The sequence below is a fragment of the Mesorhizobium sp. B2-1-8 genome, from assembly GCF_006442545.2.
In the GTDB taxonomy this organism is placed as follows: domain Bacteria; phylum Pseudomonadota; class Alphaproteobacteria; order Rhizobiales; family Rhizobiaceae; genus Mesorhizobium.
In genome coordinates, this window is record NZ_CP083952.1 from 179,301 (window position 1) to 194,283 (window position 14,983).

General features: G+C 63.8%; 16 protein-coding genes. 10 read left to right on the top strand and 6 right to left on the bottom strand.

Annotated elements, in window-relative coordinates; genetic code table 11:
* Positions 1–166 precede the first annotated feature (166 nt).
* Positions 167–634, top strand: coding sequence for a VOC family protein (locus tag FJ970_RS00835; RefSeq protein WP_140760803.1), 468 nt, complete (start codon positions 167–169; stop codon positions 632–634).
* A gap of 161 nt (positions 635–795) precedes the next feature.
* Here the strand turns inward: FJ970_RS00835 and FJ970_RS00840 are convergent, their stop codons facing one another.
* Positions 796–2,388: a peptide chain release factor 3 gene (locus FJ970_RS00840; protein ID WP_140760801.1), complete on the bottom strand. Its 1,593-nt coding sequence runs from the start codon at positions 2,386–2,388 to the stop codon at positions 796–798.
* Positions 2,389–2,505: 117 nt separating this feature from the next.
* Between FJ970_RS00840 and FJ970_RS00845 the strand changes: the two genes are divergently transcribed.
* The gene (locus FJ970_RS00845) at positions 2,506–3,603 is read left to right on the top strand and encodes an NAD(P)/FAD-dependent oxidoreductase (RefSeq protein WP_415752024.1); all 1,098 of its coding nucleotides are present in this window, start codon (positions 2,506–2,508) and stop codon (positions 3,601–3,603) included.
* Here FJ970_RS00845 and FJ970_RS00850 read toward each other — a convergent pair.
* The 3 genes from FJ970_RS00850 to FJ970_RS00860 form a co-directional block, all read right to left on the bottom strand.
* Positions 3,597–4,967: an amidase gene (locus FJ970_RS00850; protein ID WP_140760797.1), complete on the bottom strand. Its 1,371-nt coding sequence runs from the start codon at positions 4,965–4,967 to the stop codon at positions 3,597–3,599. The two genes, FJ970_RS00845 and FJ970_RS00850, sit on opposite strands and share 7 nt — an antisense overlap.
* Before the next feature lie 152 nt (positions 4,968–5,119).
* Positions 5,120–5,920 (bottom strand): class II glutamine amidotransferase, encoded by an 801-nt coding sequence (locus tag FJ970_RS00855; RefSeq protein WP_140760795.1) that lies wholly within the window; start codon positions 5,918–5,920, stop codon positions 5,120–5,122.
* Between the two features lie 13 nt (positions 5,921–5,933).
* On the bottom strand, positions 5,934–6,182 hold the full coding sequence (locus FJ970_RS00860; protein WP_140760793.1) for a DUF6356 family protein: 249 nt from the start codon (positions 6,180–6,182) through the stop codon (positions 5,934–5,936).
* Positions 6,183–6,295: 113 nt separating this feature from the next.
* On the opposite strand from FJ970_RS00860, the gene FJ970_RS00865 reads away from it, so the two are divergent.
* The 6 genes from FJ970_RS00865 to FJ970_RS00890 all read left to right on the top strand — a co-directional run bounded on the left by FJ970_RS00865 (position 6,296) and on the right by FJ970_RS00890 (position 10,897).
* Positions 6,296–6,766, top strand: coding sequence for an Lrp/AsnC family transcriptional regulator (locus FJ970_RS00865; RefSeq protein WP_140760791.1), 471 nt, complete (start codon positions 6,296–6,298; stop codon positions 6,764–6,766).
* 96 nt (positions 6,767–6,862) lie between these two features.
* A complete protein-coding gene (gene dut, locus FJ970_RS00870) occupies positions 6,863–7,348 on the top strand; it encodes a dUTP diphosphatase (RefSeq protein ID WP_140760788.1) in 486 nt (161 codons plus the stop codon).
* 53 nt (positions 7,349–7,401) lie between these two features.
* Positions 7,402–8,073: an HAD family hydrolase gene (locus FJ970_RS00875; RefSeq protein ID WP_140760786.1), complete on the top strand. Its 672-nt coding sequence runs from the start codon at positions 7,402–7,404 to the stop codon at positions 8,071–8,073.
* A gap of 84 nt (positions 8,074–8,157) precedes the next feature.
* Positions 8,158–9,009, top strand: coding sequence for a hypothetical protein (locus FJ970_RS00880; RefSeq protein ID WP_140760784.1), 852 nt, complete (start codon positions 8,158–8,160; stop codon positions 9,007–9,009).
* Positions 9,010–9,084: 75 nt separating this feature from the next.
* Entirely contained in the window at positions 9,085–9,888 is an 804-nt protein-coding gene (locus FJ970_RS00885) for an isocitrate lyase/PEP mutase family protein (RefSeq protein ID WP_140760782.1), read from the top strand.
* Positions 9,889–9,898: 10 nt separating this feature from the next.
* A complete protein-coding gene (locus FJ970_RS00890) occupies positions 9,899–10,897 on the top strand; it encodes a proline racemase family protein (RefSeq protein WP_140760780.1) in 999 nt (332 codons plus the stop codon).
* Positions 10,898–10,901: 4 nt separating this feature from the next.
* Here FJ970_RS00890 and FJ970_RS00895 read toward each other — a convergent pair whose 3' ends face one another.
* Together FJ970_RS00895 and FJ970_RS00900 are read right to left on the bottom strand one after the other, a co-directional pair.
* The gene (locus FJ970_RS00895) at positions 10,902–11,612 is read right to left on the bottom strand and encodes a sulfate transporter family protein (protein ID WP_140760778.1); all 711 of its coding nucleotides are present in this window, start codon (positions 11,610–11,612) and stop codon (positions 10,902–10,904) included.
* Between the two features lie 222 nt (positions 11,613–11,834).
* Positions 11,835–12,737, bottom strand: a complete 903-nt coding sequence (locus tag FJ970_RS00900) for an EamA family transporter (RefSeq protein WP_140760776.1) — start codon at positions 12,735–12,737, stop codon at positions 11,835–11,837.
* 276 nt (positions 12,738–13,013) lie between these two features.
* Here FJ970_RS00900 and FJ970_RS00905 point away from each other — a divergent pair, with 276 nt between their 5' ends.
* Complete coding sequence (locus FJ970_RS00905) at positions 13,014–14,006, top strand: adenosine kinase (protein WP_140760773.1); 993 nt, start codon at positions 13,014–13,016, stop codon at positions 14,004–14,006.
* 270 nt (positions 14,007–14,276) lie between these two features.
* Positions 14,277–14,975 carry an antitoxin Xre/MbcA/ParS toxin-binding domain-containing protein gene (locus FJ970_RS00910; RefSeq protein ID WP_140760771.1) on the top strand — a complete coding sequence of 233 codons (699 nt, stop codon included), beginning with the start codon at positions 14,277–14,279 and terminating at the stop codon, positions 14,973–14,975.
* The last annotated feature ends 8 nt before the right edge of the window (positions 14,976–14,983 follow it).

The following is a 14,983-nucleotide window of genomic DNA, read 5'->3' on the forward strand; positions in this document are numbered from 1 at the left end:
GTATGGTCTGGCCACATTTTTGCAATGCGCCAGATTCTCTAGGAAAATTCGATGCCACTGTCGGATCGGGCGTTTCACGGCCGTCCTTGGGCAGACGGCAAGAAATGGCCCCATTCCGGGAGTCGGCCGTTTCATTGTGGCGCAAGAAGCAACCGAGGAGCACGACATGCAAAAGATCACCACCTGCCTGTGGTTCGACGGCCAGGCCGAAGAAGCGATGAACCACTACGTCTCCATCTTCAAGAATTCGAAGGTGCTGAGCGTGCTGCGTTGGCCCAAGGGTCACGCCGATGAGGGCAAAGTGCTGCTGACCACGTTCGAGCTCGACGGCGTGCCGTTCCAGGCGCTCAATGGCGGCCCCAACTTCAAGTTCAACGAGGCGATGTCGCAGTCGATCGACTGCAAGACGCAGGAAGAAGTCGATTATTTCTGGGAGAAGCTCACCGAGGGCGGGGAGCCTGGCGCCTGCAGCTGGCTGAAGGACAAGTTCGGTGTTTCCTGGCAGGTCGTGCCGGAACAGTTGCCGCGCCTGCTCCTGGATCCGGACCGGGCCAAGGCCGGCCGGGTGATGAGTGCGATGATGCAGATGGGCAAGATCGACATCGCCAAGATCGAGGAAGCGGCGAAGGGGTGATCGCAAGTGAGTAGTGAGTAGTGAGTAGTGAGTGGTGAGTGGTGGGTGGTGAGTGGTGGGTGGTGAGTGGTGAGTGGTGAGTGGTGAGTGGTAATATCACTACTGACTACTGACTACTGACTACTGACTACTGACTACTGACTACTCACTACTGACTATAATCACGCCGCCTTGTCTCTCACCTGGTAATCCTTGATCGTGGCGAAACGGATCGCTTTCCAGCGGTCGGCTTCGTAGTTCAGCGAGAAGGCGTGCTGGGCGAGGAAGACCGGGTCGTTGTCGAGGTCGCGGGCGATGTCGCCGCGGTGCGCCTCGATGAAGCGAAGCACCTCGGCCTTGTCGTCGGCCGAGATCCAGCGGCAGACGGAAAAACGCGACATCTCGAACTCGACGGGCAGTGTGTACTCGAAGTTCAGCCGCTCTTTCAGCACATCGAGCTGCAGGGCGCCAACAACGCCGACGATGGCCGGAGAGCCGTCCTCGGGCGAGAACAGCTGCACGACGCCTTCCTCGGCCATCTGGTGCAGCGCTTCCTTGAGTTTTTTCGCCTTCATCGCGTCGCCGAGGCGGACACGACGCAGGATTTCCGGGGCGAAATTCGGCACCCCGCGAAACAGGATCTCCTCGCCCTCGGTCAATGTGTCGCCAATGCGCAGCGTGCCGTGGTTGGGGATGCCGACGACATCGCCGGCGAAGGCCTCATCGGCGGTGACACGGGTGCGGGCGAAGAAGAATTGCGGCGCCGAGAGTGACATCGGCTTGCCGGTGCGCACCAGCTTTGCCTTCATGCCGCGCTCGAGCTTGCCCGAGCAAACGCGCACGAAGGCGATGCGGTCGCGGTGGTTGGGATCCATGTTGGCCTGGATCTTGAAGACGAAGGAGGTCATTTTCTCCTCGGTCGCCTCGATGGTGCGGGTATCGGCCTCCTGCGCGCGCGGCGGCGGGCCAAAGGCGCCGAGCGCCTCGATCAGGTCGCGCACACCGTAGTTGCGCAGCGCCGAGCCGAAATAGACAGGCGTCAGATGGCCTTCGCGAAAAGCGTCGATGTCGAGCGGGCGACAGGCTTCGCGCGCGAGTTCCAGTTCCTCGATGAAGGCCTCGCGCTCGTTCTCCGGCAGCAAGCCGGCAACGCGGTTGGAATCGGGACCGTTGACCGGCGTGCGTTCCTTCTCGTCATCGCCCTTGCGCACCGCGTTCAGCGCCAGATGGTAGGTGCCGGAAAAGGTCCTGCCACGGCCGATCGGCCAGGTGATGGGCGCGGTGTCCAGCGCCAGCTTCTGCTCGATCTCGTCCAGAATCTCGAACGGATCGCGACTTTCACGGTCCATCTTGTTGACGAAGGTGATGATCGGGATGTCGCGCAGCCGGCAGACCTCGAACAGCTTCAGCGTGCGCGGCTCGATGCCCTTGGCGGCATCGATGACCATGACCGCCGAGTCGACCGCCGACAGCGTGCGATAGGTATCGTCGGCGAAATCCTCGTGGCCCGGCGTGTCGAGTAGGTTGAAGACGTTGTCCTCATATTCGAAGGTCATCACCGAGGTGACGACCGAAATGCCGCGCTCGCGCTCGATCTTCATCCAGTCGGACCGCGTCTGGATGCGGTCCTTCTTTGCCTTGACCTCGCCGGCAAGCTGAATGGCGCCACCGAACAGCAGCAGCTTTTCGGTCAGCGTCGTCTTGCCGGCGTCAGGGTGGGCGATGATCGCGAAAGTGCGGCGGCGCGATACCGCCTGTTCGATGTCTTCTGCCAATTTCTGGAATCCTGTCTGTGGCGCGGGCTTCTAGCAGCGCTTTTCCGGCCTGTCGACGGTTTTGGCCTGACGGGCCCTGTCCGCACTTGAGCTCCGGCCGCCGCGATGGCATCAGGGATGCCAATCCGGCGGAGATCAAGCGTGAGCGAAACCAAGCAAATCATCGTCATCGGCGCCGGCATCATCGGAGCTTCCATCGCCTGGCATCTGACCAGGGCCGGCGCGCAAGTGACCGTCATCTCCGAAAGCGGCATTGGCGGTGTCGCGACGCCCAATTCCTTTGCCTGGATCAATGCAAGCTGGGGTAACCCGGCGCCGTATTTCCGGCTGCGCAGCCGCGCGATGGCTGAATGGACTCGGCTAGCGCGGGATCTGCCAAGCCTGCCGCTCGCCTGGTGCGGTGGCCTGTGCTGGGATCTATCGGCGGCGGAGATGGAAACCTATGCCGCGGAGCATTCTGCCTGGCGCTACGGCATCGAGCGCGTCGACCGTGCCGGCGCGGCGCGCATCGAGCCTAACCTCGCCGATCTGCCGGATGTCGCTTTGCATGTGGCCGAAGAGGGTGTCGCCGAGCCGGTCGCAACCACGAAAGCACTGTTGGCAGATGCGAAGCGGCATGGCGCGCGCGTCATCTCCAGCACGGTGACGGCACTTGCCCAGACCAATGGCAGGATAACCGGCGTGGACACATCGCATGGGCTGATCGCCGCCGACGACGTGGTGATCGCGGCAGGCGTCGGCTCGCCGGAGATTGCCGCGACCGCCGGCATCAACCTGCCGATCGAGACGCCGCCCGGCCTGATCGTCCATTCGCGGCCATACAAGAAGCTGCTCAACGGACTGGTGCTGGCCGAGCGGCTGCACATGCGCCAGACGGCGGAAGGCCGCATCATCGCCGGCTCGGACTTCGGCGGCGCCGATCCGGGGATGGATGCCGAGGCCACCGCCCGCGCGTTGTTCGCGGCCACGAAAGCCATGTTGCGCGACAGCGACGGACTTGAGCTGGATTTCCACACGGTCGGCTACCGGCCGACACCGATCGACGGCTTTCCGATCATCGGCCGCGCCGAGAGCATGGATGGCGTCTATGTCGCGGTCATGCATTCCGGCATCACGCTGGCGCCGGCCGTCGGCCTGTTCGCCACGCGCGAAATTCTTGGCGGCGAGCGCGACCCGCTGCTCGAACCTTATGGATTGTCGCGCTTCGCTCAATAACCCGGCGGCCGGCGAAAGCCGCCGGCCAGCGGTTCCATCGCCTTGGCGATGGCGAGCAGCCGTGCCTCCGACCAGCGTTTGCCGACAAGCTGCAGGCCGATCGGCAGGCCGGCGCTGTCCTGGCCACACGGCATCGAAAGCGCCGGGTGGCCGCTGTAGTTGAAGACGGCGCCATAGGCCGGCAGCATCCAGTAGCTCTGGTCTTTGCCGTCGACCTTGATCGCAGTGCCTGGCGCACAATGCGGGAATGCCGTGGTCATGGCGACCGGGCAGAGCAGCGCGTCCCAATCCTCGAAGAACCGGTCCCAGGCGAGAATGGATTTGTCGCGGCGGGCCAGTGCCTCGAACCAGCGCGAGACCGACGTCGGTTGCTCCGGGGTTTCCTGCGCCGCCTCCATCATCATACCGATCAGTGCGCCGCCCTCGGCAAGATCGTCGTGCAGATCGAGCTTGGGCAGTTTCGCTTCCTCTATGATGGCGCAGGCGTCTTGCAGTTGCCTTGCGAGATTTTCGACCGCGGCGCTAATGTCGCCCGCCACCGGGAAACCGGGAAAGGAGAGCGCGAAAGCGATGCGCGACGTCTGGAGGTCGAGCTTCGGCATGGCCTCGACCGGCACCGGCGCAGGGTCGGTATCGTGTCCGTCCGGTCCAGCAATGATCCGATAGATCAACGACAGATCGTCCACGCTGCGCGCCAGTGGGCCGAGACAGGACATCAGCCGCACGCCGCGCGCGGCACCGCCCGGATCCGGAAAGGCGCCGGCCAGCGAAACGCGATGTTCGGTCGGCTTCAGGCCGTAGACGCCGCAGAACGCCGCCGGAAGGCGGATCGAGTCCTGCATGTCGGTGCCGACGTCGAACGGTGTCATGCCCGTGCAGACGGCGGCAGCGGCGCCGCCGCTGGATCCGCCCGGGGTGCGCTGGAGGTTCCAGGGATTGCAGGTGCGGCCGAACAGCGGATTGTCCGACTGCCAGTCGGACAACATGGTGGCGACATTGGTCTTGGCCATTAGCACACCGCCGGCCGCCTTCAGCCTGATAACGACCGGGCTGTCTTCTTTCGCCACATAGTCGGCGAAGGGCGGGAAGCCGACTGTGGTCCTCATGCCGAATGTCTCGTGCATGTCCTTCAGCGTGAAGGGAACGCCGTGCAGCGGCCCGAGCGCTTCGCCACGCGCCAATGCCGCATCGGCCTTCTTGGCACGCTCGCGTGCGTTGTCCCTGTCGAGCGAGATGACGGCGTTGACGGCAGGGTTGTGCCTGTCGATCCGCGCGAGATGGGCGTCGAGCGCCTCGACGGCAGAGATCTTGCGGTTTCGAATGGCCGTGGCGAGTTCGGTGGCTGTGGAAAAGGCGAGGTCCATGATCAAGGCTCCGGCTTGCTGCCGCCTGCCCGTCAAGATGGCGGACAGCGGCTCGGCGTCAAGCGGAGTCGAGCATTCCTTGGAGGTCGGCGCTTGATTGGGATTGCACTAAAGTCGGCGCTCTCCGCGACGTTACTCAACGCGGCGAAAGCCTATCCAACCAGCGCCAGCTTCGCCGCAACCGGCGCAAACGGGCGAATGTCGATGCCATCCCTTGTCATGGTGACGAAGCTCGATGGCGGGACTGCCTGCCAGTCGCCACCCTCGCGATCGAAGGGCTCGGAGACGATGCAGCGGCCTCCGCCCTTGCGGAAGATGGACGTGTAGAGCGTCGGCGCCTGGGCGTCGGTGGCATAACGAACAGCATACAGCGCCTGCCCGTCCGAGAAGGCGGCGGTGAGTTTCAGCGCCGGCTCGAGGCCAGCGCGGCGCGAGGCTTCGAGCACGCGACTGGTGGCACGGGAAACGGCGCCTTGCGGATCAGCAGCCAATCCTTCGTCGATCATCAGGAGAAAGAAGAGTTCGGAATCGGTGGTGCCTTCGCGCTGGTCGAAGACAGCGTCGGACAGCGAGTTCTCCAGCGCGCGGCGGATCTTCTCGAAGCCGCCGATCTGGCCGTTGTGCATGAACGACCAGCGGCCGGAGATGAACGGATGGCAATTCATGCGGCTGGTGGCGCCGCCAGTCGAGGCCCGCACATGGGCGAGGAACAGGCCGGATTTGATCTGCCGGCACAGGCTCTTCAGGTTGGGATCGGACCAGGCCGGCAGGATGTCGCGATAAAGACCGGGCTCGGGCCGGTCGCCGTACCAGGCAAGGCCGAAACCGTCGCCATTGGTCGGCGACTTCGCTTCCTGGGCGCAGTGGCTCTGGGCGATCAGCGAGTGACAGGGCGCCGTGAGGATGTCTTCGAGAAAGACCGCTTCACCGAGATACGCGGCCCACCGGCACATCGCTTGTCATCCCCTAGGCGCGATCCGGAAGAGCCACCGGCTCGTTGATCGCGTGTGTGCCTCTGTTGTGAGTCCGCTCGTAGAGCTCGCGGATGATTCGGCTGGCGGTAGTCTCGAAGAGAAATGGCAAGAAAGCGTGAACAAATGCTGCTCCCGCCGCCATCAGCAGGCGCGACGAGAACCAGGCGGCGAAGGCCATGTGGCCGAAATAGGTTTCGCCGACCTTGGCCGGATGAGAGGTGAAAATCCTTGCGACCGACATGCTGGTTCCCCTTCAGCGCTTCCGTTCCAATATGAGTATCCTGACACGCCTCACCGGTTCATTGGTCCCAAAATATCCTTGTATTTTGCCATTTCATGGGACAAATATCCCGCATGACACTGGCAATCGACGAAATCGATCGAAAACTGCTCGCCGAATTGCAACGTGACGGCACCTTGTCGGTCGACCAGCTGTCGGAGCGGGTGGCCTTGTCGCGCAATGCCTGCTGGCGTCGTGTCAAGCGGCTGGAGGAAGATGGCGTCATCACCGGACGCGTGGCGCTGGTCGATGCCGAAAAGCTCGGGCTCGGCCTTTCGGTGTTCATCCTGATCCGCACATCCAACCACGATCCGGACTGGCTGCAGAAATTCCGCGCCGCGGTGACCGGCTTGCCCGAGATCATCGGCGTTTACCGCATGTCTGGCGATCTCGACTATGTGCTGCGCGCCCGCGTCGCCGACGTGAAAGCCTATGATCGGCTCTACCAGCGACTGATCGCCAAGGTGGCGCTGTCCGATGTGTCCGCCTCCTTCGTCATGGAAGAGATCAAGGAGACGACGGTTGTTCCGATGGAAGTTCGCTAAGCCGCCCTCAGGCCATAGTGATGCCCGAAAGAAAGCCGTTGATAGGTCCGCGGTCGAGTTGACCGAATCGACAATCGCGCCGATAGGATCGATTTTATGCGCGCAGCCCTCCAAACTCCCTCCGTCATCGGTCCGACCGTCGGCTTCGTCAGGCTGCCGCACGGTGAGGGACTTCCTCTTCCAGCCTATGAAAGCGCCGGCGCCGCCGGCATGGATTTGCGCGCAGCGGTGCCCGAAGACCGGCCGCTTCTGATCCTGCCGGGCAAACGCGCTTTGGTGCCGACCGGGCTGATCCTGGAAATTCCCGAAGGCATGGAAGGCCAGGTGCGGCCACGCTCGGGCCTTGCCTTCAAACATGGCCTTACCGTCCTCAATTCACCGGGCACGGTCGACAGCGATTATCGCGGCGAGGTGAAGGTGCTGCTGGTCAATCTCGGCGACGAGGATTTTGCCGTCACGCGCGGCATGCGGATTGCCCAGATCGTTTTCGCCGCAGTGACGCAGGTGGCGGTGGAAGAACGTTCGCTCGCTGGCGGCACGGCGCGCGGCTCGGGCGGCTTCGGATCGACCGGCACCGCCTGATGCATGGCTGCGTTTCGGCATATTGAACCGTTTGCCGGGTAGACTGATCCAATATGATTGAAACACGGCCTCTGCCAAAGCTCGTCATCTTCGACTGCGACGGGATCCTGGTCGATACCGAGAACCTGGCCAACCGACGCCTGGCCGAATGGCTTAGCGCGGCCGGTTACCCAACGACCTTCGAATATTGCCGCAAGAACTTCTCCGGCCGCAGCATGGTGTCAGTGCAGAAGGAGATCGAGGAAACGACCAGCGTCAGGCTCGGCGCCGATTTCGTCGAGCGCTGGAATGCCGGCCTGCCGGATCTGTTCGCCCATGGCGTCGAAGCGATCCCTTATGTCCGGGAGTTCATCGAGGCGGTCCGTGCGGCCGGCCTCGCCTATTGCGTCGCCACCTCGGCCAGGATCTCCAAAATGCACATAACGCTTGGCCAGACCGGGCTGTTGCCGCTGTTCGAGCATGCCATGTTCAGCGCCACCATGGTGTCGCGGGGCAAGCCGTTCCCCGACCTGTTCCTGCATGCGGCCAGGACCATGGGCTTCGAGTCCGCCGACTGCATCGTCATCGAGGACAGCGTTGCCGGCACGCAGGCCGGCATCGCCGCCGGCATGCGGGTGTTCTCCTATCATGGCGATCCCTATTCCGACCGCAACGGCCTGATCCAGGCCGGCGGCATCCTGTTCGACGACATGCGCGAACTCGCCGGGCTGGTGCCGATCCACTGACTTTGCCGGCCGGATTGGCTAGCTGCGGCGCCCTGCAAGCCATGTTAGCTTCGCGATGCTTGCGGTGAGGGGACGATATCAAGCATGTCAGGATTTTTGCATCGGCTCGTCTTTGCCTGCCTGTTGGTGCCATTGCTGTGCGGCGCGGCCAGCGCCCAGGATGCCGCCAGCCCGGACCTCGCCAAACCCATCGCCGGCCACGCCGATACGACCTATGCCGATCTCATCAGGATGGTCATTCCGGATCTGACGGCGAAGGGTGACTATTATGTCGGCTCCTCGCCGATCGAGATGCGGCACATTGCCGGTCCCGACAATGACAGCTCGCCACCGGAAGCACCGAGCATTTTCAGCGCCGGCGTGCTTGGCATCAAAGCCGGCGGCAAGGACCGGCTGGCCATGCTGTTCGACCTCGGCGAGTCGCCCGACAGCGCGGAGGGCTATGTGGTGCTGGCGCTTTACGACCTCACCGGCAAACCGAGGCTGCTCGATGCCGTCAATGTGGCGACCGACCGTTTCACCTTCTTTCGCCACCCCGGTAAACTTTCGCTCGGCGTCGGTGACGATGCGCTGATGATCTCCAGCACGCATTTCAACTCGAACCAGGGCTACATGTCGACGCCGCTTATCCTGGTGCGAGACGACCGTTTTGAGCTGATCGACCTCATCAACACGTTCGACGAAAATGTCTGTTCCTACCGGCGCTCCCAGGATCTGGCCTTCCAGGCTTTGAGCGATGGCCCGCCCTACGCGGCGATCAAGGCGACGATAACCGACAAGACAGCGCCCGGCGAAGAGACTTGCGACGAACCGGCCCCGAAGGCCGTCTCGAACGACATTTCCGTCACCTACCGCTGGGATAAGAGAACGGCGGGCTATGTCGCCGATTCCGACGCTTTCGAGAAATTGGCAGCAGACAACGAGAAACGCTTCTGAACCAACCGCATTCGTTTGCCCGGCCGCAAACAGCGCGCTAGCATCCGCCCCGACACTCGTTATGGGGGAGCATCCATGGACAAGGGCAAGATTTTTCGCGACCTGCATGCCTCGACCTTCGTCATGCCCAATCCCTGGGACCCGGGCACGACGAAGCTGCTTGGCTCCTTCGGCTTCAAGGCATTGGCCACGACCAGCGCCGGCTTTGCCTTTTCGCGCGGCCTGCCGGATGGAGCCGTGAGCTTCGACCAGATGATCCATCATTGCCGCGACGTGACGGCCGCCACCGACCTGCCGGTTTCGGCCGATCTCGAGAAGGGCAAGGGCGACAGCGCCGAGCAGGCCGCCGAGACCATCTTCGCGGCGGAAGCCGCCGGGCTTGCCGGCTGCTCGATCGAGGACCACACCGGCGATCCGGATAAGCCCATCTATGAGTTTTCGCACGCGGTCGAGCGTGTCGCGGCCGCGGTGGAGGCGGCGCGTGCGCTGAAGCGCGATTTCGTGTTCACGGCGCGGGCCGAGAATTTCCTCTGGGGCAAGTCCGACCTCGACGACACGATCAAGCGGCTGCAGGCTTTCGAAAAGGCCGGCGCCGACGTGCTCTATGCGCCGGGCATCGGCGACATCGAGATGGTGCGCACGATCTGCTCGGCGGTCGGCAAGCCGGTCAACGTCATGGCGAGGCCCGGCTTCACCATCGCCGACCTTGCCATGGCCGGCGTCAAACGGATTTCGCTTGGCCCCTGGCTGACCAATTTCGCCTACGGCATGCTGGAGACGGCGGCGCGCGAAATCCAGCAGGACGGCACGTTCGGCTTCACCCGCGCCGCCATGCCGTTCGGCAAATTGCAGGCGCTGTACGGCAAATCCCAGGGCTAGGACCGGCCGCATGAACCTCACCGTCGTCGACATGCATACGGGCGGCGAGCCGCTCCGGATCGTCACGGGCGGCTATCCCAGCATTCCCAAGGGCACCATCCTGGAGAAGCGCGCCTATGTGCGCGACCATCTCGATCATTTGCGCAAACTGCTGATCTTCGAGCCGCGCGGCCACTACGACATGTATGGCGCCCTGCTGGTCGAGCCGGACCTGCCCGGCGCCGACCTCGCCGTGCTGTTCATGCACAATGAGGGCTATTCGACCATGTGCGGCCACGCCATCGTCGCGCTCGGCCGCTACGCCATCGATCAAGGACTTGTGGCGAAACAGGAGCCGTTCACTACCGTGAACATCGAGGCGCCGTGCGGCCTTGTCGTCGCCTCTGTCGCGGTCAGCGATGGCAGGGCCGGTTCGGTGTCGTTCGAGAGCGTGCCGGCCTTCCTGTTCGCCCGCGACCAGCAGATCGAACTGACGGAATATGGCAAGATCGGTTTCGATATCGCCTATGGCGGGGCTTTCTACGCGCTGGCCGACTGCCATCAATTCGGGCTGGAATTCGGCCGCAACCGCGTGCGCGATTTCGTCGACGCGGCAACCGCGCTGACGAACCGGCTCAAGGCCGAATTTCCGCTATCGCATCCCGATCATGATGATCTCGCCTTCCTCTATGGCACCATCCTGACCGATGGAAAGGACGCCTTTTCCGAGGAGGTCACCAGGAATGTCTGCGTCTTCGCCGAGGCGGAGGTCGACCGTTCGCCGACTGGTTCGGGCGTCACCGCCCGGCTGGCGGCCATGCATGCCAAGGGCGAGATCGCCATCGGGCAGACGCGCATTTTCGAGAGCATCGCCGGCTCGCGCTTCTCGGGGGCCGTGGCGCGAACGGCACAGGCCGGCGCGCATGAAGCGATCGTCGCCCGCGTTGGCGGCCGTGCCTATTATTCCGGACGAGCCGAGTTCATTGTCGAACCGGACGACGAGCTGGGGCGCGGTTTCCTCTTGCGCTGAAGGCTCAACCGCGTGCGGGGCGCGCCATTTCCCGCGCCGCAATCGCCTTGTGCAGATGCACCATCATGGCGGCGGCGAAGAGCGGCGTCAGCAGGTTGAGGAGCGGCACGGCAAGGAAGGCCGCGATCACCAGCCCGGCAAGGAACACTGTGCCGGCATAGTGCCGGCGCAAGGCTCTGGCCTCTTCTTCCCCGCGAAAGCGCATGGCGGCGAATTCAAAGAATTCGCGCCCGAGCAGGTAGCCGTTGACGATGAAGAAGGCGGCGATGTTGATGCCCGGCACCAGCAGAAGCATGAGCGCCACGATATTGCCCAGGATGACGACGCCGAAGAATTTTATCGCCAGCACCAGCGAGCGCAATGCCGGGATGGCGCGTCCGGCCGGGTCGCCGGGATAGTCGGTGCGCTCGACCACGTCAGCGACTTCGTCGAGGAACAGGCCGGCGATGACGGCCGTGACCGGCGCGACGAGCAGCGCCATGCCGAAGGCAAGCGCTATTGCCGCGACAATGCCGCCCAGCCAGCCGGCCCAGGATGGCATGCCGGGAAACAGTGTCTGGAGCCACGGCAGGGCCAGCCATTCGACAAGGCTGGTCAGGCCGAACCACAGGGCGACCAGCGCCAGCAGAGTCAGGCCGAGCGTCTTGATGAAGACGGCGCGGAACGGAGGCGAGAGCAGTTCCAGGGCCGCGGTGCGGGCAGCGTCGAAAATCACCGTGCTTCAACCCCAGGTCAGCGGACACAGCCACAAGAGCAATTCCAGGAAAAGTGCCTAGCGGTTTTCCGTCCGGGATTGCGTAAAAACAAGAAATTAGAGCGGGTCAGAGATTCCATCAAACACTGAACCGCTCAAGGCACGACGCTCCCGAGATAGGCGGTGCGGCCCGCGAGCACAAGCGCGGACCGTTGCTCGCCTTTGGACGCTCTCGAAATTTGCCTATCGGGCGAAGGCCGGTCTGCGGACCGGTATGGTCATGGTAGCCACGCCTGCGACGACAAAACCCATGCCGAGCCAAGCCGTGGGGCCAAGGCTTTCACCGAGGAAGACAGCGCCGATGCCGACGCCGATCGGCACGCGCAGATAGGCCTGAGACGTGGTGCCGACCGAACCCAGCGTGTGGATCAGACGGAAATAGATGACGAAAGCCAGTGCCGTCGAAAACACGGACAGGCCGAGCAGCGCGAGGATGGAAGCCCCCGAAGGCGCCAGCGTCCACGGCTGGTCGACCGCCAGGCTGAGCGGCACCAGCATGACCGCGCCGCACAGCATCGAACCGGCGGCGGGGAGCATCGGATCGAGGCCCTTGAAGCCAAGGCCGAAAATCGCGGCGCCCGCATAGCACACGGTTGCCGCGACGATGGCCAGCTGCGCCCAGAGCTGGTGGCCGATGCCGCCAAGCGCCTGCGTGCCGACGATGAGGCAGATGCCGGCGATGCCGGCGCCGACGCCGACCAGCTTGCGCACTGTGACCGGCTCATGGCGGGTGATGAGCGCCGTCAGCAGGAAGGTGAAGATCGGCGAGGTGGCGTTGAGGATGGTGGCAAGGCCGGCGTCGACCGAGCGCTCGGCGGCGGCGATCAACGTGAACGGGACGACGCTGTTGAGGCAGGCCTGGAAGGCAAAGCGGCGCCAGCTTGCCGCATCACCCGGCATGGCAAGCCCGCGCCAGCGGATGACGGCGAACAGGATGGCGCCGGCGATCAGGGTGCGGGCGGCGATGAAGGTGATGGGCGGGATGGTCTCGACGCCGATCTTGATGAAGGTGTAGGAGGCGCCCCACAGCACCGCCAGCACGCCGAGCAGCGCCAGGTCGGTGGTCGTATCGCTCTTTGCAGACATGGGCTTGCCGCCTTCGGGTCGAGATCGAACAAGCCCTTTTAGGCAACGCCACGACGAAATGCTTCGGCCACGATCGAATTGTCGTAACGCCTGGGGGTACAACGAAAACCATGGGCAGAACCGCTTTACAGGCACGTAGTTGCTGGCTTCTTCGACAAAGATGGGCCTCGCCGCAACGCCGGCAACGACAGAAAATCGGTTGCCAGTTTTCAGGATCATGCTGTAGACCCGCGCGGGCATGGCAAGAAGCCGGCCCGGGTTTTGGCGGAGACATTGATGCCGGAATATGACGTGCTTTGCATCGGCAATGCGATTGTCGACATCATCGCCCAGTGCGAGGAGGACTTCCTCCAGACCAACGGCATCATCAAGGGCGCGATGAACCTCATAGACACCCACCGCGCCGAATTGCTCTACAGCCGCATGGGTCCGGCGATCGAGGCCTCCGGCGGCAGCGCCGGCAACACGGCGGCTGGTGTCGCCTCCTTTGGCGGACGCGCCGCCTTCTTCGGCAAGGTCTCCAACGATGCGCTGGGCGAAATCTATGCGCACGATATCCACGCGCAGGGCGTCGCCTTCGACACCAGGCCGCTCGAGGGCGAGCCGCCGACGGCGCGCTCGATGATCTTCGTCACCCCCGATGGCGAGCGCTCGATGAACACCTATCTCGGCGCCTGCATCGAACTCGGGCCGGAAGATGTCGAGGCCGACAAGGCGTCGGGCGCCAAGGTCACCTATTTCGAGGGTTATCTGTGGGACCCGCCGCGCGCCAAGGAAGCCATCCGGCAGACGGCCAGGCTGGCCCACGCGGCCGGCCGCGAAGTGTCCATGACTCTCTCCGATTCGTTCTGCGTCGACCGCTACCGCGACGAGTTCCTCGACCTGATGCGTTCGGGCACAGTCGACATCGTTTTTGCCAACAGCCACGAGATCAAGTCGCTTTACCAGACTTCGTCGTTCGACGAGGCGGTGGCGCAGATCCGCAAGGATTGCAAGATCGCGGCGGTGACCCGTTCCGAAAAGGGCTCGGTCATCGTGCGCGGCGACGAGACCGTGGTCATAAAGGCGACCGCCATCAAGGAACTGGTCGACACGACGGGCGCCGGCGATCTCTACGCCGCCGGTTTCCTGCATGGTTATACACAGGGACACGACCTCCAGACCTGCGGCGATCTTGGCTCACTGGCGGCCGGATTGGTGATCCAGCAGATCGGCCCGAGGCCACGGCAGAACCTACGCAAAGAGGCCGAGCAGGCGGGGTTGTTGTAGGACAAAGCTGCCGATCTCCCTCCTCGTGGGGGAGATCGGCAGCTTCGCCGTCTCGCTCACCGTCGCGCAGTTGTCACATACCGCTCCTAAACGCAAAAGCGAGCGTGCCGGGACTGACATTTCGGCAGGCTAATCGGGGTGTGGAGCAATGCAGGACAGCAACCTGTCGGGTCGCTGCATCTGTTGCCGTCGCGCTTTCCACTTTCCGCCGTAACCGTTCGACAACCGGCCGCGGCTGAGGGAGGAGCGCGCGGCCAAGAAAACAGATGCATGACCAGATTTCAGACTAAGACGACCGGCATCACGCAGGACGATTTCGCCGACATGGTGGCGGAAAAGGTCGAGCGTGCGCTTGCCCACTATGACGAGGCCATCAACGGTCCCACAAAGGTCTCGGTCGGCAAGATCGCCGGCAGCATAGCGTCCGCCGTCACCTTGCTGTCGCCCAAGCACCAGCGCGCCATCGACGCCATCCATGCCGACCTTCCCGGCCTTGCCTCGAAATTCGTGCGTGCGCTCGCGGCCGAAGCCGCGCGCCGCAGCGAAGCCGGCACAACCGGGACGACAACGCTGTCGGCTGAGGCCGAAACACTCCCCGCGTTCCCCCCGTCCGACGACCTCGAATCGATGCTGATCGAGGACTGGGCCGGCCGCGTCGCCGGCTCGACCTATCTGGAAGAAAACCTGCGCATCGCCCGCTCCACCTTGCACCGCTGGCAGAGACGCGGCGACGTCATCGCGTTGCGCAAGGGCGGCCGCAAGCACGTCTTCCCGCTGGCGCAGTTCGTCGACGGCAGGCCGGTGGCCGGCATAAGCGACGTACTGGAGCTGATCGGCAACCCGAGGCTCGCCTGGCTGTGGCTGAACCGCCCAGCGGCGCAGCTCGACGGCCGCATTCCAATCGATCTGCTGCGGCAGGACCGGGCGGAAGAGGTGGTCGAGGCGGCGCGGGTGTTCGCGCCAGGGTGAGGGTCCCA

What these genes read in the sequence shown, in the direction of transcription:
- FJ970_RS00835 (WP_140760803.1), top strand. Translation starts at nt 167, where the DNA reads ATGCAAAAGATCACCACCTGCCTGTGGTTCGACGGCCAGGCCGAAGAA.
- FJ970_RS00845 (WP_415752024.1), top strand. Translation starts at nt 2,506, where the DNA reads ATGCCAATCCGGCGGAGATCAAGCGTGAGCGAAACCAAGCAAATCATC.
- FJ970_RS00850 (WP_140760797.1), bottom strand. Translation starts at nt 4,967, where the DNA reads ATGGACCTCGCCTTTTCCACAGCCACCGAACTCGCCACGGCCATTCGA.
- FJ970_RS00855 (WP_140760795.1), bottom strand. Translation starts at nt 5,920, where the DNA reads ATGTGCCGGTGGGCCGCGTATCTCGGTGAAGCGGTCTTTCTCGAAGAC.
- FJ970_RS00860 (WP_140760793.1), bottom strand. Translation starts at nt 6,182, where the DNA reads ATGTCGGTCGCAAGGATTTTCACCTCTCATCCGGCCAAGGTCGGCGAA.
- FJ970_RS00865 (WP_140760791.1), top strand. Translation starts at nt 6,296, where the DNA reads ATGACACTGGCAATCGACGAAATCGATCGAAAACTGCTCGCCGAATTG.
- dut (WP_140760788.1), top strand. Translation starts at nt 6,863, where the DNA reads ATGCGCGCAGCCCTCCAAACTCCCTCCGTCATCGGTCCGACCGTCGGC.
- FJ970_RS00875 (WP_140760786.1), top strand. Translation starts at nt 7,402, where the DNA reads ATGATTGAAACACGGCCTCTGCCAAAGCTCGTCATCTTCGACTGCGAC.
- FJ970_RS00880 (WP_140760784.1), top strand. Translation starts at nt 8,158, where the DNA reads ATGTCAGGATTTTTGCATCGGCTCGTCTTTGCCTGCCTGTTGGTGCCA.
- FJ970_RS00885 (WP_140760782.1), top strand. Translation starts at nt 9,085, where the DNA reads ATGGACAAGGGCAAGATTTTTCGCGACCTGCATGCCTCGACCTTCGTC.
- FJ970_RS00890 (WP_140760780.1), top strand. Translation starts at nt 9,899, where the DNA reads ATGAACCTCACCGTCGTCGACATGCATACGGGCGGCGAGCCGCTCCGG.
- FJ970_RS00900 (WP_140760776.1), bottom strand. Translation starts at nt 12,737, where the DNA reads ATGTCTGCAAAGAGCGATACGACCACCGACCTGGCGCTGCTCGGCGTG.
- FJ970_RS00905 (WP_140760773.1), top strand. Translation starts at nt 13,014, where the DNA reads ATGCCGGAATATGACGTGCTTTGCATCGGCAATGCGATTGTCGACATC.
- FJ970_RS00910 (WP_140760771.1), top strand. Translation starts at nt 14,277, where the DNA reads ATGACCAGATTTCAGACTAAGACGACCGGCATCACGCAGGACGATTTC.